24 protein-coding genes and 1 pseudogene are annotated in these 25,460 nt (G+C 63.0%); 12 read left to right on the plus strand and 13 right to left on the minus strand.

Annotation, left to right across the window (positions count from 1 at the left end):
- Window positions 1-165 precede the first annotated feature (165 nt).
- The 5 genes from U5817_RS17220 to yecR all read left to right on the plus strand — a co-directional run bounded on the left by U5817_RS17220 (window position 166) and on the right by yecR (window position 6,009).
- Complete coding sequence (locus U5817_RS17220; protein ID WP_407278195.1) at window positions 166-2,409, plus strand: ankyrin repeat domain-containing protein; 2,244 nt, start codon at window positions 166-168, stop codon at window positions 2,407-2,409.
- A gap of 1,566 nt (window positions 2,410-3,975) precedes the next feature.
- Window positions 3,976-4,269: a type II toxin-antitoxin system Phd/YefM family antitoxin gene (locus tag U5817_RS17225; protein ID WP_407278196.1), complete on the plus strand. Its 294-nt coding sequence runs from the start codon at window positions 3,976-3,978 to the stop codon at window positions 4,267-4,269.
- Window positions 4,266-4,646, plus strand: coding sequence for a type II toxin-antitoxin system RelE/ParE family toxin (locus tag U5817_RS17230; protein WP_407278197.1), 381 nt, complete (start codon window positions 4,266-4,268; stop codon window positions 4,644-4,646). Before U5817_RS17225 ends, U5817_RS17230 begins: the two co-directional genes overlap by 4 nt.
- 268 nt (window positions 4,647-4,914) lie before the next feature.
- Window positions 4,915-5,178, plus strand: a complete 264-nt coding sequence (locus tag U5817_RS17235; protein WP_407278198.1) for a hypothetical protein — start codon at window positions 4,915-4,917, stop codon at window positions 5,176-5,178.
- A gap of 177 nt (window positions 5,179-5,355) precedes the next feature.
- Window positions 5,356-6,009, plus strand: a complete 654-nt coding sequence (yecR, locus tag U5817_RS17240; protein ID WP_407278199.1) for a YecR family lipoprotein — start codon at window positions 5,356-5,358, stop codon at window positions 6,007-6,009.
- A gap of 77 nt (window positions 6,010-6,086) precedes the next feature.
- On the opposite strand, the gene U5817_RS17245 is transcribed toward yecR, so the two are convergent.
- From U5817_RS17245 to U5817_RS17260, 4 genes are all read right to left on the minus strand, one after another.
- The gene (locus tag U5817_RS17245) at window positions 6,087-6,824 is read right to left on the minus strand and encodes a hypothetical protein (RefSeq protein ID WP_407278200.1); all 738 of its coding nucleotides are present in this window, start codon (window positions 6,822-6,824) and stop codon (window positions 6,087-6,089) included.
- Window positions 6,817-7,431 carry a hypothetical protein gene (locus U5817_RS17250; protein WP_407278201.1) on the minus strand — a complete coding sequence of 205 codons (615 nt, stop codon included), beginning with the start codon at window positions 7,429-7,431 and terminating at the stop codon, window positions 6,817-6,819. Before U5817_RS17250 ends, U5817_RS17245 begins: the two co-directional genes overlap by 8 nt.
- 83 nt (window positions 7,432-7,514) lie before the next feature.
- Complete coding sequence (locus tag U5817_RS17255; RefSeq protein ID WP_407278202.1) at window positions 7,515-7,883, minus strand: helix-turn-helix domain-containing protein; 369 nt, start codon at window positions 7,881-7,883, stop codon at window positions 7,515-7,517.
- A 341-nt stretch (window positions 7,884-8,224) separates the two neighbouring features.
- Window positions 8,225-9,016 (minus strand): SbcC/MukB-like Walker B domain-containing protein, encoded by a 792-nt coding sequence (locus U5817_RS17260; RefSeq protein ID WP_407278203.1) that lies wholly within the window; start codon window positions 9,014-9,016, stop codon window positions 8,225-8,227.
- 42 nt (window positions 9,017-9,058) lie between these two features.
- Between U5817_RS17260 and U5817_RS17265 the strand changes: the two genes are divergently transcribed.
- From U5817_RS17265 to U5817_RS17275, 3 genes and pseudogenes are all read left to right on the plus strand, one after another.
- Window positions 9,059-9,430 carry a type II toxin-antitoxin system VapC family toxin gene (locus U5817_RS17265; protein WP_407278204.1) on the plus strand — a complete coding sequence of 124 codons (372 nt, stop codon included), beginning with the start codon at window positions 9,059-9,061 and terminating at the stop codon, window positions 9,428-9,430.
- A 174-nt stretch (window positions 9,431-9,604) separates the two neighbouring features.
- Window positions 9,605-10,121: pseudogene (locus tag U5817_RS17270) on the plus strand (HAD domain-containing protein).
- A gap of 26 nt (window positions 10,122-10,147) precedes the next feature.
- Window positions 10,148-10,612: a hypothetical protein gene (locus U5817_RS17275; protein WP_407278205.1), complete on the plus strand. Its 465-nt coding sequence runs from the start codon at window positions 10,148-10,150 to the stop codon at window positions 10,610-10,612.
- A 161-nt stretch (window positions 10,613-10,773) separates the two neighbouring features.
- Here U5817_RS17275 and U5817_RS17280 read toward each other — a convergent pair whose 3' ends face one another.
- From U5817_RS17280 to U5817_RS17300, 5 genes are all read right to left on the minus strand, one after another.
- Window positions 10,774-11,445: an HD domain-containing protein gene (locus U5817_RS17280; protein WP_407278206.1), complete on the minus strand. Its 672-nt coding sequence runs from the start codon at window positions 11,443-11,445 to the stop codon at window positions 10,774-10,776.
- Between the two features lie 44 nt (window positions 11,446-11,489).
- Window positions 11,490-11,918 (minus strand): type II toxin-antitoxin system VapC family toxin, encoded by a 429-nt coding sequence (locus U5817_RS17285; RefSeq protein ID WP_407278207.1) that lies wholly within the window; start codon window positions 11,916-11,918, stop codon window positions 11,490-11,492.
- Window positions 11,918-12,130, minus strand: a complete 213-nt coding sequence (locus U5817_RS17290; protein WP_312662864.1) for a FitA-like ribbon-helix-helix domain-containing protein — start codon at window positions 12,128-12,130, stop codon at window positions 11,918-11,920. The genes U5817_RS17285 and U5817_RS17290 overlap by 1 nt, the downstream gene beginning before the upstream one ends.
- 93 nt (window positions 12,131-12,223) lie before the next feature.
- Window positions 12,224-12,904, minus strand: a complete 681-nt coding sequence (locus U5817_RS17295) for a DUF429 domain-containing protein (protein WP_407278208.1) — start codon at window positions 12,902-12,904, stop codon at window positions 12,224-12,226.
- Window positions 12,889-13,332: a hypothetical protein gene (locus U5817_RS17300; protein WP_407278209.1), complete on the minus strand. Its 444-nt coding sequence runs from the start codon at window positions 13,330-13,332 to the stop codon at window positions 12,889-12,891. The genes U5817_RS17295 and U5817_RS17300 overlap by 16 nt, the downstream gene beginning before the upstream one ends.
- 241 nt (window positions 13,333-13,573) lie before the next feature.
- Between U5817_RS17300 and U5817_RS17305 the strand changes: the two genes are divergently transcribed.
- Window positions 13,574-14,248: a DUF6988 family protein gene (locus tag U5817_RS17305; protein ID WP_407278210.1), complete on the plus strand. Its 675-nt coding sequence runs from the start codon at window positions 13,574-13,576 to the stop codon at window positions 14,246-14,248.
- A 399-nt stretch (window positions 14,249-14,647) separates the two neighbouring features.
- Window positions 14,648-15,832, plus strand: a complete 1,185-nt coding sequence (locus U5817_RS17310) for a hypothetical protein (RefSeq protein WP_407278211.1) — start codon at window positions 14,648-14,650, stop codon at window positions 15,830-15,832.
- Between the two features lie 67 nt (window positions 15,833-15,899).
- Here U5817_RS17310 and U5817_RS17315 read toward each other — a convergent pair whose 3' ends face one another.
- The 4 genes from U5817_RS17315 to U5817_RS17330 are packed head-to-tail and all read right to left on the minus strand — an operon-like array spanning window position 15,900 to window position 23,471.
- Window positions 15,900-16,922, minus strand: a complete 1,023-nt coding sequence (locus tag U5817_RS17315) for a Wadjet anti-phage system protein JetD domain-containing protein (protein WP_407278212.1) — start codon at window positions 16,920-16,922, stop codon at window positions 15,900-15,902.
- Complete coding sequence (locus tag U5817_RS17320) at window positions 16,919-21,253, minus strand: hypothetical protein (protein WP_407278213.1); 4,335 nt, start codon at window positions 21,251-21,253, stop codon at window positions 16,919-16,921. The genes U5817_RS17315 and U5817_RS17320 overlap by 4 nt, the downstream gene beginning before the upstream one ends.
- A 2-nt stretch (window positions 21,254-21,255) precedes the next feature.
- The gene (locus U5817_RS17325) at window positions 21,256-21,993 is read right to left on the minus strand and encodes a hypothetical protein (protein WP_407278214.1); all 738 of its coding nucleotides are present in this window, start codon (window positions 21,991-21,993) and stop codon (window positions 21,256-21,258) included.
- Window positions 21,990-23,471 carry a hypothetical protein gene (locus U5817_RS17330; protein ID WP_407278215.1) on the minus strand — a complete coding sequence of 494 codons (1,482 nt, stop codon included), beginning with the start codon at window positions 23,469-23,471 and terminating at the stop codon, window positions 21,990-21,992. Before U5817_RS17330 ends, U5817_RS17325 begins: the two co-directional genes overlap by 4 nt.
- 110 nt (window positions 23,472-23,581) lie before the next feature.
- Between U5817_RS17330 and U5817_RS17335 the strand changes: the two genes are divergently transcribed.
- On the plus strand, window positions 23,582-24,502 hold the full coding sequence (locus U5817_RS17335; RefSeq protein ID WP_407278216.1) for a helix-turn-helix transcriptional regulator: 921 nt from the start codon (window positions 23,582-23,584) through the stop codon (window positions 24,500-24,502).
- A gap of 74 nt (window positions 24,503-24,576) precedes the next feature.
- Window positions 24,577-25,389: a hypothetical protein gene (locus tag U5817_RS17340; protein WP_407278217.1), complete on the plus strand. Its 813-nt coding sequence runs from the start codon at window positions 24,577-24,579 to the stop codon at window positions 25,387-25,389.
- Window positions 25,390-25,460 lie beyond the last annotated feature (71 nt).

A 25,460-nucleotide genomic window follows, 5' to 3' on the forward strand; every position in this document is an offset into this window, starting at 1 on the left:
CCGGAACCTGACCCGAGAAGGATGGCGATATCATAGGGGCGGACGACACGGAAAGCTAACATCTCCGGCTGGCCGAAGGATACCGGTGCCCTGCACGCCAAGCGACCACCGCGCCTTCCAGAACTTCAAGCGGGACCTCCGCAAACTGCTTACTCTCTGCGCCGCATGACTCAGACGACAACCGCGGAAATCCGCCCGCCGTACCCACGCCTTGGGGAACTGTATCGTGCGTTGGCCGGCGCGCTCGACACCAAGGCCCGGGATCGCGTCGTTGATCGCCTGGCGCGCGAAGGTGAAAACGACTGGTCCCTTCTGCCCACGCTTCGAGAGACGCTCGTCACGAACCCGTTGCGAGACGCAAGCGATCACGATTTTGCCGAACTCGTTGCCCAGTTTGTCGACCACGTGCATGCCAGCTATCTTCACGTGGTGGCGAACGTCCCACTCGACAGCCTGAATCGGGGCGATGCGCTTCCTCTACTGGTGGAGCATTACTTCGCGCCGCATGGAACCGGTCTGCTGCTTGGTATCAAGCAGGCCTTCGGCGGCCCGGATCTCATGGCACTCCTCGATCCGGAAAAACACCCCCTGGCGGTTGTCCTCGACTGCTTTGACAAGGCCGGCGGTCGTGATCTCGCGAAAGCGGCGTTTCCGGGATCAACCGGCACCGACAGGTCCGATCGGGAGTTGATCGCCCGTTGGGCGAGTGGCGCACAGCTTCCCGATCTTCAAAGCATCAAGCGCTTTGTCCGCGCGTTGTCGGATAGTGGCGACGTCACCATGAAGGAACAGACTCTCAACCTCCGATACTGGCTGCTTGTAGGCCGCGCCCTCGCGTGGCTGGAAAACGAATCGCTCCAGCCTTTCAGGGCTTTCATGCGCCGGCATCTGTTACTCGGGCTCCCGGATATCGACATCGGACGGGTGCTTTCCCTGGCCAACATAAAAGCCGGGGAGCGTTTCTCCGTTCTGACGATGCCGGCCTTGATGCTCTATGAAGACCTGAAGCGCACCACTCCGAAAGCGCCTGGCGAGCAGGCACGTACGAAGGATGGCCTGGATACGTTTCGACGACTTTGCGAAACACATGACCCGGAGGGACGGACTCGGTTTCACCTTGCCTGGCTGCTCGGACGCTGGCACGCCTTGTGCGGCCAGTTTAGCGATGCGCTGCCCTACTACGAGGAGGCGGCGAACCTCGCGAACTACCGCGCCGGCGACCAGCAGAAGCAGATTGTTGAAGAGACGCTGGTGCTCGCCGCCTTCGTCGGCGGAAAGAAGCCTCTGCTCAAGACCCTCAAGCACCGCGCCATCGTATTCGGCCTGTTCACCGACCCACGAGGCGGTGATGTGATCGAGGATTGGGAGATTGACCATCTCCGCCAGCAGTTCCATCGAATCTTCCCGCGTCAGGGAAGATTTCCGGAGGCACCGAATCTAGAAGGCGACCACGAGCACTTACCATTCCTCATGCTCGACGAGGATGAGCTCGCGCAACTCGAACCCGACCTGCGCAAGCCTGATCGAGTGAGAACCGTGCACGCTCTGGACGGACAGAAGCGTCGCTGGCCGCAGTTGCGACTCTTTGCGTCCGTTGGGCGATTCGATGCGGTCCACGCTTTGCTGGAGCACGGAGCTTCCGTCGATCAGCTTGACGAGGCTGGGGGCTCAGCCCTGCTTTGCGCCATACAACATGCAGAGGATGGTGGAGATCGGCGGGCGCTGGATCTGCTCCTCGCGCACGCGCACATGAGGGCCACCCTCGATAGCGCGACCACGCGCAAGCGACATACACCGCTGATCTGTGCCGTGCGCTACGGAGAGCCCGACGTCGTCGAACGACTGCTCGCGATGGGGGCGACGCCGGATCGACGCGGGCAGGTCGATGAAGTCACGCCCTTGTACCGTAGCCTGAGCAATCTTGGCGCGATCCGCAAGCCAACACGGTTTCGCCAGTACTTACGTCAATCATTACTGGCTGACCCGGATCATGTCCGGCGAGAGATGCTCCGTCGCTACAATGTCAGCATGGGCGGGGTCTTCGGAGACGAACGCACCCTCCGCGATCTACTCCTGACTCCCCAACATCGAGCCATCTTCGAGAAATTGGAGGCGGCAACGGTGAAGGAGGAATTCGGCCGACTCTCCGAGCCGAATCTCCTTCGCATCGTTGAACTGCTCTTGAAGGCTGGCGCCAATCCGAACGCCGCACACGAGTACCCCACACCCGGCCGGACACCCCTCATGCTAGCCGCGGAGGACGACTCGGCCGACGCTTTCGATCTGATGATGCGACGCGGTGGCAACCCGTATCAGCAAGATGCCCAAGGTCTCGATTGCGTCAGAATCGCGATCGGCTTCCGCAGCCGCAACGTCGTCGAATACATGCGCAAAATCGGAATCCTATAGTTCCGCTGCAAGAGTCGCGACGCCTTTGCGAGCGGGCTTGGCGCACGCGACGATGGCGCTCCCTGCACTTGCCACTCGACTTGCCACTCAAACCTTCGTTCGCAACCCGTTGAAAAATATTGCCCTCATCCGAAAGGCGCCTTTCGCAGAAACAGAGAACGGAGAGCAGCGAGGGCAGAAGAACGCCCGAAACAAGGGTGCCGGCGCGGGACCCGCCTTTCGCACAAATACAAGAACCCGCGCCAGAACTGGCGCCTCGGGCAGACGTGAAAAAGGCCAGAGTGTGCCGTTAAGCATTTCCTGGCACGGAATAAAGCATAAAGTGGCCAAGAACTACCGAACTCGCGACCACCAACGGGCCTGAAAACGCACTGAGGAGTCACTTCCACCCACGCCGCCGAACCTCGAAAACCATAACCTGACCAATCGGCACGAAATAAAGCAATTCATGGCCAAAAAAATCTCCGTGAAACGACGTGGCTTTTCCCCGTTTTTGTTCTCGACGAGATGAAGGCGCACTCCCGGAAGTCACGCCAGGGGTCTCCGACCGCATGAGGACCGACCGACAATCACGTCGCAATCACCCACCAAGCTGTCCGCGCAACACCCTGCGGGAACGGGACGCCACCGCCGGTCCGCTATGGGGCGCCCGACCCAGACAGCTTATCTCAATTCGCCCCTGACCCGAAGGTCGAGGGGCTTGGTCACAGTTTCATCCTCGCACTGCGGAAGTAGAAGCGGACTGCTGGTCAGGCGAACCCGAAGGTGAGCGCGCAACTTCTACCCCCGCCGGGCGCCCGCGGAGCGCCCTCATCGCGAGTGAGCCCCACCCCTACCGTGACCAACAACCCCAGAATGACTTCGGCTACTGCGGAGCGATTACCGGGCAACCGTGTGCCATAGATTCGAATATTCGGCGGCAAACGAACCGTGCTCCTCGTGAAAGCGGTTCAGCGCCGCGCACAGCTTATCGTTCGCCCCCTGCCGCAGCCGCTCTTGTTCGCCCCCCCGCTGAGGGCACTCAACGGCCACGTTGCCCGGGCACACCGGCGGACTGCCCGTGTAAGACTGAGGTCCTTCGTCCCGGGCCGGGAGTGGAGTCGGGCCGAACATCCGACCAGAAGCTCGAGTTTTGCCGATTGCGGTCCTCATTGGCGCCTCCCTCCCCACTGCAGGTCCTCACTTCCTCTGCGGAAATTGTCTCGCGAATTCGACGCGTCAGGGGGCATCAGGCGAATCGTCGAACTGGAACCGTGCGCGCTTGCTTCGCCCTCCACGCTGCAAAGCTGAGTGGAACGGCAGGGGTCGCTTGAAAAATACCGAACAGCCGCTCCAAGTTCGGCCGCCGGCCTCGACAAGCTCAACGGGACGTTCGGCCGCGGGTACCGTTCTACCCGGTGGAGTCGAAGAAGATTCGAGCGCGGACCGACGCCCGCGTGTAGGTCCCGCCGTCCTCCGCCACGAACTCGACGACCACCTGCTGGGCGACGGCATCCTCGACCGCGGCTCCCACTTTGTTGGCCGGGGCACTATAATGGATTTATGGATTCATTAACGGATACTGTAATGAATTTGCGAAGCCGCGATATTGTCCCGATTAGCGAGGCCCGCACGCGCCTGACAGAGCTCGCCGAAGAGGTTGTCGGCGCGGGTGCCGAAAAAATTCTCACGAAGAACGGTTCGAGCTTCGTCGCGCTGGTCGATGCCCGCAAGCTCGACTACTACCATGCGCTCGAGGCGGAGCACGCCGGGCTTGTCCTGCTACAGGAGGCAGAAGAAGGACTGCGGCAGGTGCTTTCAGGTGAGCGGGTGTCGACCGCGGAGCTGATGCAGGCCTTGGCCGACTCCACCGACCAATGACCCTGCCGCAACGCGCCAAGGTCGAGGCCGCGCCGAACTTCCTCGCCAATCTCGACGACGCACGGCGCTTTTTCACTGAGCAGGACGAGACGTCCGCCCCAGCGCGGTTTCGTCAGCTGCGCAGCCGCCTGCGCGAGATGGTCGCTATGCTCACCTGGGCGCCAGCCAGCGGCCGACCCGCCCGCTTCCTATCGGGACACTCGGTGCAGGCCCGGATGCGGGCGGAGCGCGTGCTCGCGCTGGCGGCCCAGGCGGGGCTGCCGGAGCTGCGCGAGTATGTCGTCGAACAGCACGTCGTGCTCTATGCCCATTCCCCCACTGAAGTCGTGCTCCTGGCCGTCAAGCATGAACGTCAGCTCGGCTACAGCGTCTCTTGAGGGCGCCACAACACGCCCCGCCCTGAAAATCCGTTATGCTGTACAAATGTACAGTTTGCGATTCGGAGCGCCCTCGCCCTCCGGCGGAAGGAGACGGAACATGCCCAGCCAAGAAGCGGAGCGGTACATCGGACAGCGTGTATGGGCCTGGACGGCAGCCAATGGCGTCTACGTGGGCGTGCTGGAGGCCGTCGCGGGGAGCCCCTGACGCGGCCGCGTGCGCATCACCGGCGTGCTCGAGCCGGCGCAGCACTGGGAGCCGTCGGGAGTGTGCCGACGCGGATTCCGACCAGGTGAGGTCATCGAGCTCGCCCACACGAGCCTGCGCCTGACGCCCCTGCCAGGCTGCGCGTCGTATCTCGAGGCCGTCGAGCGTGCGCTGCGCTCGCATGAGGCACAGCTCGCGCGCCTGCCGAACGCCCCCGATGCAGAACAGCACCGGGAGGCCATCCACGCGCTGCAGCTCGTCAAGGAGGCGGAGCTGCGCCGGCTGCGCACGGGAGAGTGGTGCCTGGAGGAGGCATTCGCTTGACGCTACGCCGGCGCCATTTTCCCGTGACGGCACGAGAGCGGGCCAGGGTGCCATTGAGTGTGCATGCGTGACCCAACTCACAGTCCCTACTGCCCAGACGGCCCGCCGGTTATCGACCTATCATCCCCGCCAACCTACAATCTATGCAGCTGAACTGTTGCGGATGAGGAGTGTGTGATGACGAAGATACTGGCCGCTCTTGCGCTGGCAGCGCTGCTTTCTGGCTGTGCGGTGACGAGGGACTGGAGCGCGACCGGGGGCAGTCGTGCCGACGGGGTGGTACGCCTGGCGTACGAGTCTCACGAAATGGAGGACGTCCGGGTCAGCGAGGCCCAAGCGGTGAAGCTCGCCGCTCAACGGTGCAAGACCTGGGGCTACTCTGGTGCGGAAGCGTTTGGCGGAGTCACCCGCCAGTGCACGAAGTTCGGCGGATTCAGCGGATGCTCCCAGTGGACAGTGACCAAGGAGTTCCAATGCACCGGGACCGGGACCGCCACTGAAACTAGCGCACCCGCACCCGCTGCCACGCCCACCCCCACCCCCACCCCGCCTCCGGCGCAGAACGCAAATTCCGCACCTTCGCGCCTTATTCAGGACGCTCGTGGCGCACCGGTGTACACGCTCGGTAGTTCTGCAGGGGCGGCGGACCAGAAGGAAGCGGAAAATGCGCGCGTCGCCGTCGCGAGTAGCGGGTGCCAGCCGACGAAACTGCCGGTCCGGTTCAAGCAACAGCACGACACGAACTTCTACGAGGCCCGTTGCACGGATGGGCGCCTGGTCCATGCGCTCTGCACCTTCGGTGATTGCCGACTGCGAACCCGCGAGGATTGAGCGTCGGCAACGGTTCATGCGGCGGCGGCCGGTCGATGCCGCGCGCCTCGGTCTCCGAGACGAATGACTATCGTCGCCTACGCGACGGCCGCTTGTCGCTGCAGGTTCCGAATCCGGCTCAACGCGTCACCGCGATGGCTATTGTCGCTCCCATAGCGCGGGTGCGTCGTCCGAAAACACGGAATCCCGCGGACGGAGAAGGTCCACAATTTGCGCGGAACCACTCGGTGTGACGCTTCCACACCGCCGAGCTTTCCTACAATCTCCCTGAGAAACCGGTCGTATTGCGGTCCCGTGGTGAAGAGAATCGCGTCGGGTTTCAGATGCTCGATTTGAAGCGACAACAGCTCGCCGGAGAGCCGCAGAAGCTCGGATAGCTCGCTGGTAGGCCGGTGCCGGGGCGTCTTGCGCTTGAAGTCGCACGCAAACAGGTTGGACCAGTGAACCGCGCGGGATGGCAAATTGAGCTCTCGCTCACACATCCTGAGGAACTGCCCGAAGCGACTTTTCCCAGGCTTCTTCTCGCGGTAGCCCCCGTACAGGGCGTAGCGTTTCTGAAGGTACTCATCGACCCTGCCCTCGTCGCGAGCGTTCAGGAATCCTTCAAGCTTTCCGAACCCACCTTTCGTTTCCTGGCCGACCAGCATCACCTTAAAGCTGGCGTGCAGAAATTCAGGCTGTGCTGCGGGCAGGAACAATCCCGAGTATTCCGTCCGCTTCGCGCTCATCGCGGTCAGGTCATGGGACAAAAGCGTCTTCTTGTACGCGTCCCGCAAGTCCAGACTCATCTGGGAGGCAGTCGAAAGGCTACTCATGCAAGTACGCCCACGCCCCCAGCCGCTGCGGCCGGCCATCAAGTCCCTCTGCCGGGTACTCCTGGTTCGGCAGGTAGATGAACGTGTCCCAGTTCAGCAGCCCGCCTGGAACCTTGGCAACCAGGGCCCACGGGTTCCCCAGGTAGCGCTCTCGTGCCTTTTCCCCGACGACAATCTCGAGCGGGGGCACCCCTTCCGGAAAGGACTGGAGGTAGCCGGGCGTGAGCAACGCGAGTTGTTCAGGAGGCGCGCCATTCTGCGCAACGAATGCCTGCACCGCGGCCACCAGCGGGACTGCTCGCTCGGCTGCGCGCTCAAACGCGTACGACCTCAACGAACCACCGACACCGATTCCGACGAGCCCACCGACAACGAGCCCGGCACAGACGGCCAAGACACCAAGGGCCCCGCGACGCATCGACTTGAAAAGCGCTGCAAGCGGCGCGGCCAAAACGCCGAAGAGGCCGAAGAGGACAGGAATCGCGAGCAGCTCGACGCCGGGCGTGCTCCACGGACCATTCCCGAAGACCGTGAGTCCGTTCACCACGATGAACGGGGTCCCGACGAGGACCGCCGCCACCAAGAATCTTTTCACGAGCCGATTCACTGCCTGCTCCTCGCAGTTACATGAAGGGAGAATATCATTGAGCGCGATAGTTGCTGTCGCACAGGGTCAGATTGCCTACAGCGTCACTCGAGGGGCCGTGACGGCAGCTTTCTGAAATCGAGCTCCCTGAGTTCCGCCTCGCTCAGCGGACGGGCGCGCTTGGTGATTTCGCGCGCGGCGAGGGCGTGCAGCGAGGGGTCTTCCTCCTGCAGCAGCGCCAGGAGGGTGAGTCCCGGCGCGACGACCCCTAGGTAACGCAGAACCTGGGCGAGCGTGCGTCCCGGGTCGCCCCTCTCGATAAGAGCCGCCGTCGACCGTGACATGCCGGCACGTGCCGCAGCGTCCGACTGCCGAAGCCGGCGAGCGAGCCGCAGCCTGGCGAGTTTTTCGCCTATGGACTTGGCTTCAGCGACTTGGGACTGGGTCATCATTGGGGTTTCGTCGTACTTCATGTCTGCAATCCTGGTCCGTATAGCTATAAAGCCTGCGATTACGGACTATTTGCCGCGACGAGCACAGCAAGGCAAGACGACGCACGGCGCTTCTTCACCGAGCAGGATGCGACATCCGCCCGCTCGCGCTGCTCACCCGGGCGGCGGCGTTCGGTAGTCCTCGCCGCGTGCGAGCGCTGAAGCGCCTACAGGACAAGCATCACGGCGTTGTGGAGGCGAAGGACCTTTTCGCCGAAGAGAAGGCGCGGTGGAACGCAGCGGCCAGCAAGGGCGAGCCCGTTTGAGAGGGGCGTGCAAAATGGGCATGGTCGGCGAAATCTACTTTGGCATGAGTAGTAAATTCACTTTGGTATAGCTCGTGAAATTACTTTGCTATTGCAGCGAAATGCACTTTGCCTTGCACCGCGCCTCCACGCGAAGCAGCTTGCCAACGAGGCTGAACTGCGCCGGTTGCGGACCGGTGAGTGGCACCTCGAGTTACCCTCGGCGTCGGTGCGGGTGAAGCACCACTCCTTGGTGAACTCGGACTTCAGTGCGCCGGCGTGCTTGGTAGGCATCGCGCACACCAGCTGCATGCCCAGGCTGTCGCGGATGAAGCGCATCACGTCGTGCGCGCGGCGCTCATCCATCTTGGCGAAGGACTCGTCGTTCACGAGTAGGTGGAGGTGGGGCCCCTTTTCGTAGTGCTTCAGGCGGTTGGTCACCACCGCCGCACGCACGATGTAGGCCGGGGTCTCGAGCTGGCCGCCCGAGCCGGTACCCCACTCGGAGAGCGCGACGCGAGAGCCGCTGTCGGACTCCTTCCAGATTTCGTAGCGCCGGTAGTTGCGGTAGTCGGCGATGCGCTGCAGCTCCCGCAACGCACGGCCCTGGTTGTTGGAGAGCAGCAGCGCCACCAGCCGGTCGCGCACGACGCAATCCTCGGGGCTGAGGACCGCGTCACCGAACAGCCCGCCCGTCTCCTGCGCATCGGCGAGGTCGTAGGCGGCGCTGAAGAAGTCGTAATGCTCCTTGAACTCCGGCCCCCAGTTCGACCAGTCGATGGTGAAGCTGTCGGTGCCGAACTTGAGCCGCCCGAGCTCGTGGTTGAGGGCGCGCAGCGAGCGTACGCCGCCGTCTGTGCCGTTAAGCATTTCTGAGCCGAAAATAAAGCATAACAGGCCGGAGCCGACCGAATGATTCTGGTGGGCACGTCCATCTGGATTGACCACCTGCGGGGAGGCGACGAGCACCTCGTCCAGTTGCTCGGTGACGGACGGGTACTTGCGCATCCGCATGTGTTCGGTGAACTTGCGTTGGGAAACCTGCAGAATCGCAATGCTGTTCTTGGCGCACTGAAAGAACCGCCGCGGGCTCCGGTGGCCACGGATGAGGAGGTGCTCCAGTTCATCGAAGCGAACGCGGTTTTCGGGAGGGGTATCGGATACACGGACGCCCATCTTCTCGCCGCAGTCCGACTGGCGCCGGGCGCGAAAATCTGGACACGCGACAAACGGGTGCTCGCCGTAGCAGCCCCTTTCGGTGTGGCTTATCGGGCCACCCACTGAGCGGCTCGAGCGGCCGTCACTACGAGACACCCCGCCAGCGCGACCTTTGCACTGCAATCGTTCGTCCGCTTGACAAAACTACTATTTTAAACAATACGTTAGGACAATCCCGCATTTCCTTCCCGACACCTCACGCGCACACTCAGCGGGAGTCGACCGAGGAGGGAACCGGGAATGGCAAGCAGTGGCGGAATACGGCAGCGAGAACCGCAGCGCCCGACCGTCTTCCTCGACTACGACGGCGTGCTCCATCCGGACGCCGTGTACCGCGAGGGTGAGCGAATCGTTCTGCGCACTGACGGTTTCCGGCTCTTCGAATGGACCGATGTCCTGGAGGACCTCCTCACACCCTACCCTGCGCTCCAGATTGTCCTCTCGACCTCGTGGGCGCGGGTGCTGGGTTTCGACACCGTCCGTTCGCACCTGCCCGAGTCCCTGCGACGCCGTGTCGTCGGGGCCACGGTGGTACGAAACGGCTCCGCGGCGATGGGACAACCTGACCCGTTACGAACAAATTCGACACGCCGTCCAGCGACATCGCCATACCCGCTGGCTCGCTGTCGATGATAACGACGCGGGGTGGGCAGACGAGCACCGTGCCAACCTTGCCCTCACGGACCCTCTTCTCGGGCTCGGCACGAACGCCGCGCAAGCGGACTTGCGCAAGAAGCTCGAGTGGCTGCACCGATAGCCATCCCAGACGAGAGCGAGACCGACATGCTGGAAAATGACCGGACCGACCTCGATGAGGAGTCCCTGGACGACGAGGATTGCAAGAGGCTTGAGCGCGCACTGCTGGCTCGCGGCCGACGACAACAACGAGCGCAACTTCGCGTCCGAGGGATGTTGTCACCCAAGGAAGCGGCCCGGTTCTCCGCGATTCCGAAGCGAACCCTCCGTCGCATGCGTTTCGCCGGTCAGGTCCTGGCGCTGTCGATACGCGGCGTGAGGTCGTGCGTTCGCTACCCGGCGTGGCAGTTCGAACCCGATGTCCTGCGGGTTTTGCCGGACATCCTGGCGGCTTTCGGGAAGCACCGGGCGTGGCAGGCGCACGACTTCTTGACGTACCCGGAGCCTTTGCTGGCCGGCCGCATGCCCCTCGATGAGATTCGCGCGGGCCACGGCGCTGACGTGCTTCGGATTTTGAGTGCTGCAACCGACGGGGGCCAGGGCGCGTACTGAGCGATATCCTCGGAATGGCAAGGCGAACGCGTCCGTTCCCTGGGCCGCCACATGCCTTTGCACGCCCAACTCGTGACGCGATGAGGCGTAGGCGCTCTTGCAGGGAGACTTCCACCTGCTCGACCTGTCGAGCGTACCCGCTTGCCCCCGCTAGCCCCGCGTTACACGTGGACGTCCTTCGCCCCGTTCCACTCCTCGAGGAAGCGCTCCACGAACTCTTCCATGAACCGGTGACGCTCCTGCGCAAGAGCGTATCCGGTCGCAGTGTTCATCCGGTCCTTGAGAAGCAGGAGCTTCTCGTAAAAGTGATTGAGGCTCGTCCCCTTGGCGGCCTTGTACGCCTCCGCGGTACCGTGCAGGACCGGCGGCACATTCGGGTCGTACATCGAGCGGCCGGCATGTCCACCGTAGGCGAAACAACGGGCGATACCGATGGCACCGAGCGCATCCAGCCGGTCCGCGTCCTGGACACACTTCCCCTCCAGGGTTTTCATCTCGGTACGGACGCCAGCTCCCTTGAAGGAGATGGTCGCCACGATATCGACAACCTGGTCGATGACTTCCTCGGAAGCCCCTTCCTGCCTGAGCAACTGCTCCGCCTGACGCGGTCCGATGGCGTCATCGCCTCCATGGAACTTCCAGTCGGCGATATCGTGGACAAGTGCGGCCAGTTCAACCACCTCTTGGTCTGCCCCCTCGTTCCTGGCAATGCGGCCGGCAAGCTTCCAGACCCGGTTGATGTGGTGCCAATCGTGGCCGGAGCTCTCGTCTGCGAACCTTGCGGCGATATGGGCCGCGACGCGCGAGACCAAGGTATTTTTCTCGTTTTCCATGTGAGGGTGCCTGTGGCCGAGCCGGCCGCCGGTGTGACCGCCGCTCAGGTCGCCGACAGCGGCGAGCTGAAGGGATTGATGTTCCGCACTCCGGTGGACTCGAAATCTTCCGTGTTACGCGTGACGACCGTCAGGTCGTAGATGAGCGCAATGGCGGCAATCTGCTTGTCGATGGGATGCTGGGGACTCGGCGACATGAGCTTTCCCCATATCTGCGCGCAGTCGAGGTCGAAGCCCAGTATCCGGTCCGGGTAGTCGGCAATCACCATGTCCAGCCAGGCCTCGAGGCGATTCGCCTGCTCGCGGTCACCTCGTTTACGGATGGTCTCGACGCCGCGACGAATCTCGCCGACGGTCTGCACCGATAGATAGATGTCTTCCGCTGCCAGAGTCGCAAAAAAGGCGGTAACGCCGGGATTGGCGCGCCCGCCTTTGCGCAGCTCGCTGATGATGTTGGTGTCGAGCAGGTACATCAGCCCTGCCTAAAGTTGAAGTCTTCGTCGGTACCCACGTCGGGCATGCTCGCAAGCACGTCCTTGAAGGTTCGGCGAGCCGGTCGCGAAAGGGCCACCCGCAAAATTTCGCGATGCTCCGCTTCAGCACTACGCCCGTGCCGAGCCGCCGCCTCCTTCAAGGCCTGCGCGACCTCGGGCTCGACGTTGCGCACAACAAGATTGGTCGCCATGGCGCTCTCCTGACGATTGCAATGCTTGCATTTTAGCGCGGACCGCAATCATTGCAATCACTATTGCCGGCTCCGCTGCCCGGTCAAGGCCCTTCAAAAATCAAATGGCCTAAGGGAGGCGGGAACGAAAATGTAGCCGCCCTCGGTATCCCCGTATGCCTCGCTCCGACCGGCAATCACATATGTGGCGGTCAGCGCGCACAGGGCCGCATCCACTGCATCGATGGATTTCAATGGTGTCGGGTCAATGCCCGCATCCCTCAGCAGCTGTCGGCGCTGCACACGCTTGCGTTTCGCCGAGGCCTCGGCGGTGCCAAGCATCGCGCAGGTGATGGCATGCGGGAACGTCTCGAAGCAGACTTTCCCCCCGGCGTAGCCCACGTCACTCAACAGCGGGTGGGTGGCAGCCAAGGCCTGATAAACGCGCTCACCGCAGAACATCCAGCCGTAGAACCCAGACGTGTTCGCCGCAGCGCGTTCCCGCGTCGGCGTCGCAAAGGAAAATATCCGCTCCTTGGCGAGCGCCTTTTCCGCCAGCCGGCCCGATTGCGGTTGCCCCCACCGGCAGGGCGAATCGATGCCGACCGCCACCGCACCAAGCTCCTCGCACATGCGCGCCAAATTTTCCGGGTCGCCCCTGCGGATGTTGCAGACAATGGCGTTGCCGCGCAGGACCACCAGATGGCAGCCCTTCCGTACACCGCCAATGTCGATACCGGCGACCGTCAGCGAGCTGTCGCGCACGGTGCGGGGAGACGTCAGCGCGGCACGCAACTTACCGCCCGCCGCAGGATGCTCAGCTCCGTGCGTGCTGCATCACGTATGGCGAGCCTCGCTGCGGTCAATTCTTCGTCCGTCAGGACACAGGCCTCCGACGCTGGCAACTCCATGGTCGCGACGGCGTAGTCGAGCCACGTGTGATAGCCGGTGGGCACCGCAGGCACGCCGGTGCGCGTGTCGACGATTACGGCGTGCTTCAGCAGGCACTCGAGCACCGTTTCATCGCTCCACTCGGACATCGATAGCCAAGTCGCACACAGGCCATCGGAGTAGCGAGCCCAAAGCTGCGTCGCCACCTCCGGAGAAACCTCGTATCCCGCATTTCCAGCGGTCGCAACGAGGCGTGCGATATCGTTCGGGAACTGGGCCCCGTAGTCTGGCGCAACGGGTTCGGGTAACGGAGCGAGCAGCAATTTCTTCATCCGATTCACCTCCCCATCTACTGATTGCGGCACCCGGTGTTCATTCTAAGGCGACTCGACCGATTCATTCAGTAGTGGCTGGCCTACGAAGGAGCGGCGCACTGCGTCAACAATCCGAACGAAGTAACCTGACGCTTGTGCGATATCTTCCCCTGATGGAATTTACCCTCCGGGCGGGCGCGACGACGGCCGGCTCCGCTAACATCCCCAACACCGTCCGACGACCACTCGTTCCACACCGATGACCGACGAAAAACTTCATCGACTCCTCGACCGAACCGCCCAGTTCCACACGGAGGTGCAGCGCCATGTACAGTCGCTGTTGCCCGCGCCGGACGAGCGCTTCGTGGCAGCATTCCAGTCCGGCCTGCTTTCGCTGGAACACGCACTCAGTACCTTGATGCTGGTCGACCAAGGGCTGTTCTCATCAGCGATTGCGCTGACCCGCCCGCAGTTCGAGAGCTTGGTTCGAGGCGTCTGGCTCCTCCACGCGGCCAGCGACAACTGGGTCGCCAAGCTTTCCGAGCCCCTCACGATGGAAACCGCCAAGCGCGCCAATGAGGGGCTGGGATTGGCCGATATGCTCAAGGAGTTAGAAGCCCATCCTGATGCGCCCGCGCCCATCGTCGCGCAACTGCGGGAGTACAAGGAAGTCACGTGGAAGGCGATGAACAGCTATGCGCACGGCGGTCTGCATCCCCTGTCCCGCACCATGACGGGTTACCCGCCGCAGCTCATTTGCGACGTCATCCGCAATTCCAACGCGGTCGTCGCACTGACCGCGCAGCTGCAGTCCATCCTGTCAAGAGTTGCGGAAAACATGCTGCCGGTGAGGGAGATGCACGAGCATTTCGCCGACGTGTTGCCCATTATCCATTCACCGACCGCGAGCACGCGCGGGAAGCACGTGGGTTGATGCGTGCAGCCGACGTTGGCGTAGGGGAACGGAGACGACCGAAGCTTGTGCAATGGGGCGATAAAAATTATTTGTTGCGTCGCATCAATACGTAGGCGTATCGTTCACCTGTCTCCTCCACCCTCCTCCTTGGTGTGGATTTAAGCCCGGGCCCCGTTGCTCGGGCTTTTTTCTTTTCAGGCTCGAAGACGACCGGGGTAGCCGTGCGGAGCCGCCCGCCAACTCATGTCGGAGCGGCCGCCGCGCCCGACGCGGCTCGTCGAGGCCGTCTTCAGCCGCCCCCCTGACTCTCAATGTTCCGTGAAACGCACAACAGCGAGTACGGGACATGACCCTCACCCTAGTCGCAGTGGTCGGTAAGTTAGACCATTACGCCTACGGCCTCGAGGAGCACGTCACATGTCGCAAACGCTGACACGCGAAGACCTGTACGAACTGGTGTGGAGTAAGCCAAAAACCGCCCTAGCCAAGGAATTCGGATTGTCGGACGTTGCGCTCGGAAAAGCCTGTGCCGCTGCCCGCGTACCGGTTCCACCCCGCGGCTACTGGGCGGCCCACGCGGCTGGCAAGACGGTCCGCCGCATTCCTCTGCCCCGCCGGGGACTCGGAGAGTCCGGGAGTGTCGAAATCGGTCGCCGTACCGGCTGGTACCACGACGAACCGATAGGCGAGCTTCCCCCTCGCCCCGAATTCGCTGAAACATTGGACGTCGTCTTCGAACGGGCCAGGAAGCAGGCGGGGAAGGCAGCGCTCCCACGGTCGCTCGCGAATCCGCACGCGCACATCGCCCGTCTTCTCGCAGAAGACGAAGAGCGAAGAAAGCAGGCAGAAACGCAGCGCTACCCGATTCACTCGCCTAAATTCGATACACCGGCGGCAAAGCGACGGCTGCGCCTCATCAACGCAATCTTCGTGGGGCTTTCCAGAGCGAGCTGCCGTCCATCCTGTCGTGGTGACGAGGCGGAAGAGCTCTTCGCTGTGGTCGGCGACCAGGCCGTGGCGTTCTCCGTGATGCCGCTAAAGCGGTCTCGTCGCAACGACAGGATATTCGGTCCCGACGACACCAAGGCCCGACTGCCCCTTCGCATTGCCGTGACCGCCCCGCAGGAGTATTTCGGCAGCGTGCCCAGCGAATGGAAGGACTCCGAGACCGAGCCCCTGGAGGACCGACTTCACGAAATCATCGTTCACCTCCTCGTCTCCGGTGAGCTCCAGTACCGTGCGGGGACGCTGCGGCATTACGAGTGGCTCGCCGAACGAAAACGAAGCCGGGACGAGGCTGCGCGCGCCGCGCGAGAACGCGCAGAGCAGGAACGACGCGAAGCTTTGCTCCGAAAAGAAGCCGAACGGAGGGACCGGCTGATATCGGACGCACAGAACTGGCGACGCGCGGCGGATATACGCGCGTTTGTGCTGGCCATCCGGAACCATCCGGAGGCGGCGCATCATCCCGAGGAACTCGAGCGGTGGGTTGCCTGGGCGCTTTCCCAAGCCGACGCCATGGACGTCACGCGCGGCCCGTTGTCACGTCTGCTGCCTGGCCAGGACGAACTAAATTCGAAGGCGCCGGACCCTGCCACATGAGACGGGGCCCAGCCCGCCGCCGAAAACCTTACGACAGGGCTTGGTGCTCTCAGCGTGATTGCCTGTGCTAGCTTGGGGGGAAAGCCCCTGTCCCCGCCGTCAGGCGCTCGAAACCCAAGGCTTCCTGGGGAACCCACTGCCCCGCATCCCACAGCGCGGTCAACTCGTCGCCAAGCTCCGCGCCGAGCCAGTTCCGTGCAATATGCCCGGCTCTTTCTTGTCGTTCCTCGAGCGGCCTCCGTCGCCCGTTTTCGAGTAGCCAGCGATAGAGTTCAACCGCCGGCCTGACCGGGGTGTAGCCATCTCCACGAGTAAGGTTGAACTCCAGCGGGATGCGTACGCCTGCCGGGTCCAGGTCACCCAAGTAGAGCGCGCCTACTCCGCCAACCTCGTGCAGCACTTGCTCGAGCGCCTTGCCGCTGCCCTGAAAGGCCTTGCCCGAGCCGTACACCACGGCGGCGTAGCGCCCCGCCTGTTGGTTCCACTCGCCGAAGCTCCAGAAGCTGTTGTGGTTTTCGACAACGAGCACGGGCTGACCCGCGGCATCGGCCAGGCGGTAGGGCAAGGGGGACGGCACCACGAAGGCGCCCAGGGCCGACAGGGGGAGCCGACCGCCAAAAAGACTGTTGTCGCCGCTGGCGCGCAGGGCATCGAGGCGCTTTTCGTCGCCGAAGATTTCCAGTGAGCGCTCCTTGATGGGCACCATCGTCAGCGTGGTGCGCCGGCGCAGCAGAAAATCGTTGATGGTCCGGGCCGCCTCCAAGGCGGGGGGCTTCAACTCAGGCCAGAATCCGAGTTCCGGGACCCACGGTACCGCCGCGTAGTCCACCGCCGGCACCAACGCCGGCTCGCGCGTCAGCTGCACCCAGTTAGGCAATGTCGGGTTACCCACCTTCTCCCAGCTTCCGGCCGCCGGCAATACGAGTGCGCCCGCCTCCTCGAGGGCTCGCAGGCGCTCGAGCAGGAGCGCGTTGCGACCAGGATTGGCGAGGACTTCCGGATGCGCGGCGAAGAAGGCCCGTCGGACGTCATCCAGGGAGATGCGCTTTCGGGTACCGGTCCGCATCGCTTCCAGGAATGCGTCGCTCATCTCGCGACCTCTGCAACCGGACGCTCCTCGTTCAGCTTGAAGTCCACGGCTTCGATGTGCCAGCGGCCGGTCTTCGTGTTCTTGCCCGCCTTGCGCAAACGCACGAAGCGTCCGAACTCACCCACGGTGTTGTAATCGGGCAGTGCGGTGGCGAAGATGAGCTGCACATCCATCGCCTGCGCGAGCAATCGCTGCGCTTTCCACAGGGTGGGCGTGGTGGCCTTGGCAAACGGGTTGTCCAGGATGAGCGGTCCGCCGCCCGCCTTCTTGAGTTTTGCCTGGGTCTCGGCGCGCAGCTGGTTGGTGAGCATGTAGAGGAACATCGCCATCACGACACCCTCGCCGCCGGAGTTCTGAATTTTGTCCACGGCGACATACTGGAGGGCCTCGTCCGGGACCATCTTGAGCATTTGCAGGCCCAACGGCTTGCCGTGGATGCGCAGCAATGCGTCGGCGACGAGGTCGGCCCCCTTGACCGGTACGGTCTTCGACTCAATCAGGTCGTCGAGATAGTTGCCAAGCTGCTGCCGGCGAACATCATGCCCAAGCTCATTGAAGCGTGCCCGCATCTTCAGGATGGGCTTGCCACCCACATAGGGCGCCCCGGCGGGCACCCGCTTGTTGGTGCAGGCTGAGTTGAGCAGGGTAATGGCGCTACCGGCGAGGTTATGAAGTTCGCCCAGGCACGCATCGAAGTCCTCGCGCATGCCATCGAGGCTGGACTGCGTCGTGCCGATGCGGTCGTCGAGCCCCTCGAGCAGGCGCGCGCTGTCCGCGCAGGCCTCCTCGAATTCGTTGCGGAGCAATTGGCTGGCGATGTCGGGCTCCACCTCTTGCATGGCGGGCGTCGCCGCCTCGGCTTTCAGCCGCTCGAAGGCTTTGGTGGCATCCTTGCGCGCAGCCTCCGAGTCGTTGCGCTTGCGATTGAACTCGGCGATGAGCGCCCTCGCCTGCAGGGCGAATGCGCTCTCCGGGGTCTCCGGCTCGGCATCGAGCAAATCCGGCAATCCCAACGACGCCCGCAGGGTCCCCGCCGACTGCTCGGCGCTGCTCGCCTTGTCACCCGCGTCACGAGCTGCGCTCTTATGGCGGAGGGCTGCCGCCAGCGCAGTCTGCGCCGCGGCGCTCGCCTCCTGTTGCACCAAGAGGGTGCGAGACAACGTTTCCTCTAGCGCGGCGTCGTTGAGGGCGAGCATTAGGGCCGAGGCCGGCTCGACTTGGCGATTGTCCTTCTGGAACACTTTGCGTTCCGTCGCAGCCTCTGTTTCGTCGCGTTCCGCACCTTTGAGCACATGCTCGGCCTGGGCGAGCGTATCGGCACATTGTCGGAGCTGCGCTGGGAAATCCTGAACGGCGAGGTAGGACTCGTAGTCCTCCGGACACACCTCTTCGAACTCCACCGCAAAGGCCTGCTCCCGTTCGGTGAGTCCCTTACGAGCCTGCTCCTCCTCCAAACTAAGGAGTCCCAGCCGCTGGCTGGCCTCGGTCAAATAGGTTCGCTCCGCGTCCGCGTACAGGACACGCAGCACCTCCAACGTTTGCGGCTTTGCCTGCAACCATTCCTCCGCCGGGAAACCCTCTCGCCGGTACGTTACGGACAGCCGCTCCTTGAGCAACTCGCCCGCCTTAGCGTCAAGTTCTACCTTGCGCTGGAAGGCGCGCTCCTTCGCCGCGGCGAGCGCGGTCTGCTCGGCTTCGAGTTGAGCCCGCTGCGCGTCCTGTTCGGCGCGCTCGTTGGAAATCGCCTGCAGACGAGCGAGCCGCGTCGGTCGGTCGGCATCGTGAGTCCGACTGAAGCTGCGCACTGCGCTCAGGTGCATTTCGGCGGTCTGCGCGGCACGGGCGCAACCGGCCGCAGCGTCGGTCGCCGCCTCGGCATGCTGGTCATACTCCTCGGCCTGCGCCTCGAATGTCTTTGCCCTCGCCAACGCAGCCGCCGACTCGGCACGCAAGCGCTCAGTCTCGGCTTGCGCACGAGCGAGCGCACCGCCGCCAAAACGCTTGGCGTACGCCAGCAGCTGCTCTTGAGCAGTCACCGCCTCCTTGTGGCGCAATGCGTGTGCATTACGTTGCCGTTCCGCGATTGCAAGCTTGGCATCGAGTTGCCGGAGCAGAACCTGGGCGGCCTCCTGGTTGAAGGCGGCGTCATCGGCCGCAGGCAGAACGAAGCGGTCCTCGCCCGCCACCTCGGGCTCCAACGCGGCTACCGATACCATCACCGGAGCATCGAGCGGCAACGCCTGGCCGAGGAGTTCGCGGGCCCGTGTAAGCTCGCTGGACGCAACCGACACCCCTAGGAAGCGCGCCGGATTGCTCAGGACCAGCGTGCGGGCCGCCGCGGCGTCCGGAATAGCTTGCGCGAGATAGGTGTTGAAAGGCTTGGCCGATTTCACGCCCAGTCCGCGAAGGCTCGCCACGACTTCATCGACGTCGCGCGAGCCCCCCGCGACCCCGGTCTCCATAATGGCGCTGCGGCTTGCTTCAAGCGTCGAGAGCTGCACCGCGTGTTGCGCCACCGAGCGCTCCTCGGCCAGCATGAGTCGCTCCAGGGCGGGCAACAAAGCCGGCGACTCGGGGTCGGCGGTGTCGGCCTCGGCCACCAGCCGCAGAATCGGCAGCTGCGAGAGCTTCTCGCGCTCGACTTCGCCATCGGCGACAAACGCCTCATGCTGGGCGATGCTGCCCGCGGCCGTGGCGGCATCAAGCTCGGCCTGTTTGGCATGCTGACGTGCATCGCGCTCCTGCCCCCGAAACGTCGCGGCCTGAGTGCGGCGCTGTTGCTCCTCGCTGCGTTTCTCAGAGGCGAGGTCAGCGTAGCGTGACAGGGCCGCCGACGGGGCCTCACCCTCGTCGAGCACGCCTTCCTCGATGAGTTGGGCGAGCGCCGTGAGATAGGCGTCTTCGGCCGCGTTCAGGCGCGCCTCCTCGGCATCGAGCTTGCGCACGGCCGCCTCGAGCTCGCGCAGACGTTGCACAAGCGTGCCGAGACGCTGGCCCGCTTCGGACTCTTCAGTACCCGCTGCGCTCATCTGGTCACGCAGCGCCTGCTCGGCGCTGCGAAGCGCGTGGCGCAGCAGCGCCCCTTGGGTTTCTGCCTTGTCTCGCCAAGGCTCGAGCGCTTCGCGCGCGGCGGCAGAACTCGCAACCAACTCCTCCAAGCGGGCCTCGAGCGCGGCAATCTCACCGCGAGTCTTGGCCGCCCTGACGCACTGCTGGGTCGTCCGCGCGGCGTCGACGCCGCGTTGGGCTGACTCCTTGCGCTCGGAGGCTTTCTCCAGGGCGCGGGTGAGCTGTAGCAGACGCAGCGTCGTGGCCTCCCCTGCGTGCCGCTTCGCGAGGAGTTCCTTGTTCTTGGCCAAAAGGGTCTGCGATGCCTCATTGGCGGCCGCGACTTCTTCCTCCTCCCGTAACCCAAGCGCCATCGCCTCGAGGCCGCGCGCAAGACCGGCCCCACGGCGCAGCACCGCATCCTGAGCGCTGCGGGATGCGTTGTATGCGACCGCGAAATCGTTGAAGGTGAGCAGTGAAGTGCGCAGACGCGTGAGTTCGGTCAGGCACCTCTGCAGGTGAGGCTTGCGCCGAAGCTTGTCACAGACATCGACCACGCTTTGGCGCACGGAGGCCGCCAGCCCTTCATCGAGGGTCAGGCCGAAGAACTTGCGGATGAATTCAGGTTCCGAATTGAAGGTTAGAAACCCGGAGTCGATGCCGCCTTCTTCTGCGGAGAAATTCACCTGCAGTTTGAGCATGTCGACGTCGATGAGGCGCTCCTCGCGCAAGTGCTTCTGCCAGTCCTGCTGCACCTTGGTCTGGAAGAAGTCCGGGGCGAGCTTGTGCGCGTCGTGAATCCAGCGCGACAGTTCGAGCATGCTGCCAACGGGGGCAAAGTTGAGTTTTGGTGCAGGTACCGACTCGAAGTTCAGGGCGCTGTTGGCCTCGAAGCTAAAGAAAAGTCGCTCGACCTCATCGCGCTCGGCGCCCGCCTTCACCGCGACCGCCTGTCCGAGGACCAGACGGTAAGGCTGTCCGCCCGCAATGCGCGGCGGCATCACCCACTCGATGAGGATGACGCCGGGCTGGCCGTCGCGTGCGAAATACTGGCTGAAGCGATGGTTCTTGTTCTGGATGTGCTTGAGGAAGCGTTCCTGCGGCGTATCGAAGCACGAGAACACGAAGCTCAGCAGCGTGGTCTTCCCGCCGCCGTTCTCGAGGTTCAGGATGGTATCGGTCGGCTCGCCGGTGGCAGGGTCGGTGAGGTCGAAAGTCACTCCGTCGTACCAGGCCATATCGGCACCGTAGCTGCCCACGTAGATGCGCGAAATCTTCTGCATGGTTAGACCCCTCCTGCCGCGGCGCCCGCCTGGGCGATTTCGAAAAGACGCCGCAACGTGAGCTCACGAAGCTGCACCTGCAGGCGGTGAGTCGGCGTATAGGTCACCAAAGCCTCCTCGGCGGCTTCCCGGTCGACGCGCACCAAGGCGCCGTTCACCATGTGCAAGAGCGCCAGGCCGATGAGCCCGGTCACCGAAGCGGGCGATGCCCGCTGGGCACCGGGCAGCATCAGAGGCATCGAACAGATGAGCTCCCAGCCGGGAGCCAGCTCGTCCGGAATTTCCTTGTGGTCGGCATCCTCCTCCGCGCTCTCCTTCAGGCGCCGCGCCAACGCCAACAAGGTGTCGCGAAACTGCGCGAGACTTGCCGGTGGTGGCACGAAGCGGTCGTCCTCCAATCCGCTCGTGGTCGGGTAGAACACCGCCGCCACTGCAACATGTGCGAGGACCAGCGCCGCCTTCTGCTCAGGCTTGAGCCCGGAGCGGATGTCCGTCATGCGCATGGCGAACTTGCTCTCGCGCGATGCTGGTACGACGACCAGCCCCCGTTCACTGAAATCGAGCACGGCAAGCTCGAGCCCGTCGGCGATTTCCTCCACCATGATGACGAAGCTCGGTTCAGCGCGGTAGAGGTCGAGCAGCTCACGGTACTGCGCATCATTGACCGGCGAGAGGGCTGGCTGGATGGCCTTGTAGACGAGGCGCGCGGCGTTGCGGGCCATGTCGGGGGAGGTAGTCATGACCGGGTCCCTTCGAGACGGGAGAAGTGCAGGTTCGAGCCTTGCGCGACCTCGCGCTCGAAGCGCCCATCGGCGTCGGCGCACATCGCAGGAAAGAGGGTTTCGGCCTGCGAGTAGCTACGGAACATCATGAGCACGAGACAGCGCTGCTTGGTCCGGTCAAAGCCTTCCGACTCGGCCATGCCCAACAGGGCATCGACACTGCACGCCCCGGCTTCCTCGAATTTGCGCCCGACCCACGCCTGCACCTCGGCGACAAGGGCCGCGGGAAACTGCTCGGGCAGAGGCACGAAGGGCTCGATTTCGCCTTCTTCGTCGTCGGGTTCGAGCGCCTCGGCACGCCGCTCCAGAAGCAGGCCGAAGACATTGTTCAACCCATACACCTTCGGCCATTTCGCCGGGTACAAGCCGCTGATGGCGTCGTCCGCATGGTCCGACAACACGTGGCGACCCAGCTTGAGCAGGTCGGGCAAGAGGCGCGTTTCCAGGTCTGGCAAACCCGATGGGCGTCGGGCACGGAAGAGCGCGCGCTGCGCCAGCAGAAACTTCTCGGGCGCAACCGTAATGTCGCTCACGAGGTTTGCCCGTATCACGCTCGCGCCCTGCAGCGTTTTCAATAGCTGAACGAGGTCCTGCCGCGTCTTCGCCTCCTCGGCAGACTGCAAGGCTTCCCTCACCGCCTCGGTCATGCGCTGGTCCTCGGCCTGGCGGGCGCCGACGTGGCCGCGGGCATCCTTGAGCTTCCCTGCCACCTCCTTCGTCCAGTTCACTGAACCCGGCGCCCGGTAGGCCTGCATCAGTCGGTCGCGGATGAATTGGCGATACTCGAGAGAAAGTGTGCGCGCCCGCTTGGCGATTTCGAGGGCCGCATCGAACCGCCCGCGCTGCACCAACAGGTCGAGCATTTTCTCCATGAGCTCCTGCGCATCCTCGGGTGCAAGGTCCAGCATCCCCAGATAGACGAGATAGCCTTCGGCCGTCGGACGATAGCGGTACACATCCTCGAGGTCCGGTTCGTAACTGACTAGCCTGAACCGCACGGTTCTTGTCTGGCGAGCAGGCCCGTCGAAGAAATCGAAGGCGAACTCACGGTAGGCATTGGCCTTGTTGTCGAGGGTATCGAGGATGACCTCGGCCACCCGGCGCGCCTGCGCCGCGTTGAGGCTGGATTTCATCGCCTGCGCAACCGCCATCAAGCGGTCAATGACCTCCGCCGGCGTGCAGCCCATGTGGATGGTGGTGCCTTCCATCATCTGGTCCAGCGCCGTGAGGACCAGGTAGTGCGTGTCGAGGTCCTTGAAGAGCGGCACGGCGCCCGCCGCCTCGGCACCCATGCTGTGCTTGTTGAGTTCGAGCTGGAACAGCGGGCGCAGCAGGAGCAGGTTTCGCTGCTGCTTGGTGAGGTCAAGCAGTTCGGCGACCGAATCCGGCGCGGGGACCGCATCGTCGAGATGCGGAAGTTCAGCAGCTTGGTCCATAGCAAGTATAGGAATCCACGGCAGTAGGCACTATCGGTGAAATCACATCGGCATTGTAGGCATAAAAACTATACTCGTATAGTTTTTATATTCGCGATAGACTTGCCGCCATGACTGCGCGCACCACTTCTACTGCCCCCGCCGCTCCAAGCGCTTCCCGTCCGTCGGGCCGCTGGAGCCAGGAACGCCGGCTCGAATTCATCGACTACCGCTTGCGTTGGGATGGCCACCTCAACCGGTCGGACCTCATCGAGTTCTTCGGCATCTCGGTGCCACAGGCCTCGCTCGACATCGCCCGGTACACGGAACTTGCGCCAAACAACATCCGTTACGACACCAGAGCACGGACCTACCTTTCCGGTACCTCCTTCGCGCCGCTCTACAACACCGACAATCCTCAGCGGTACCTGAACGACCTGCTCGTTTCCGTTTCCGGACTCTGTTCGGAGGGGAGCTTGTTCATTGGATGGGCTCCGCCCGTCGGGGTAACGCCCATTCCGACACGGGTCGTATCGACCGAGACCCTCGGCCGACTGCTGCAGGCGATACGGAACCGTGAAACGGTCAAGGTGAAGTACCAGTCCCTCACGAGCGAGGAACCTCAGGACAGAACCCTCTCGCCACATGCCCTCGCTTTCGACGGTTTTCGGTGGCACGTCCGTGCGTTCTGCCACGCACGGCAGTCGTTCCGCGATTTTGTGATTGCGCGCATGCTCGCCATTCGGCCGGGTGGCGCCTCGACCGTTTCACCGGAGGACGACCGCGCCTGGCATACGGCGGTTACTTTGGTCATCGCGCCGCATTCGGGGTTGCCCCCGCCGCAGCGGAAAGTCATTGAACTTGATTACGGCATGGAGGACGGGGAAGCGCGTCTCCAGTGTCGCCAGGCACTGCTTTTCTACCTACTCAAACACCTCGGGTTCGACGGGCGCCAAGCGGTGACGCCGCAGGCGCAGCAAATCATCTTGAAGAACGAGGCCGAGGTCGAACGCCACCTCAATAAAGCGACCTTCCCTTTCTTGGGGCAGTAGCTAGCCAGACACACCATTCGTTGACCAACGCACATTGTGCGCGCACAATGTGCGGACACAATTAGAGGTGCGCTATGGCATGGAATTTCATCTTGGGGGGCGCGTCCGCGAAAGATATGGAATCCGGCGCGGAGTTCGCAGTTACCTATCGGAGCAGGAACATTCAGTCAGTTGATGATTTCGATGTTCGGCCGACAGGAAATTCTGTTCGAAAATGGACGGAAGAGGAGCTTCATGCAGTGAAGGAAAAACTGTGGGAGCATCATACAGACCGTCGGATTCGTGACGACCTGGCCGTCCTAATTCAACGCGAATTCTTCGGCGAGAATCACAGGGTCGCTAATGCCATCACTCAAGTGACCGGGAAGAAAGTTTCAGAACGAACTATTCAAGCGTGGCTCATCGACCCAAGCCGGGTTAGCAGCCGGAAATGCCCTGCATGGGCATTGAAGGCAATTCATGACTATCTCGCAGCTCCAGAAAATAAGCGACACCTGGAAGAGTTAGCGCAATACAGGAAGGAGTTTCCCCAACAGCCACAGTTCCTTGATGACGTATACGACAAGAAACAAGTTGGGATGGCTACCACGGAAATTGAGTGCGAAAAGCGGGCACGCAAACGGTGGGAGGAGGCCAGTTACAACTCACTGCCGACGCAAATCTATGAGCTTGAAAAGCGAGTCGACGGCTACTTGCATTACTTGAGCAACACTCTGGCAACAATCACGAACACGCTCGCCAGTTGTAATGATTTTGACGAGTTCAAACGTAGAGTCAGTGCAGACATCGAAGCCGCCTTCAGAGCTGAATCCGCTGTAAGGCGCGCGCGCACGGCAATCGAAGAAGGCCGTGAGGAATTTTCAAATGAAGAAGGTCTAGCTGAATAATCCCATCAAGGCTAATTGCAAGGTGAAGCAGACAGTGGCGACTGCGTCACCTTGCTGTGAGCACCTGAAGT

The sequence above is a fragment of the Aromatoleum evansii genome, from assembly GCF_045689615.1.
Classification (GTDB): Bacteria; Pseudomonadota; Gammaproteobacteria; order Burkholderiales; family Rhodocyclaceae; genus Aromatoleum; species Aromatoleum evansii.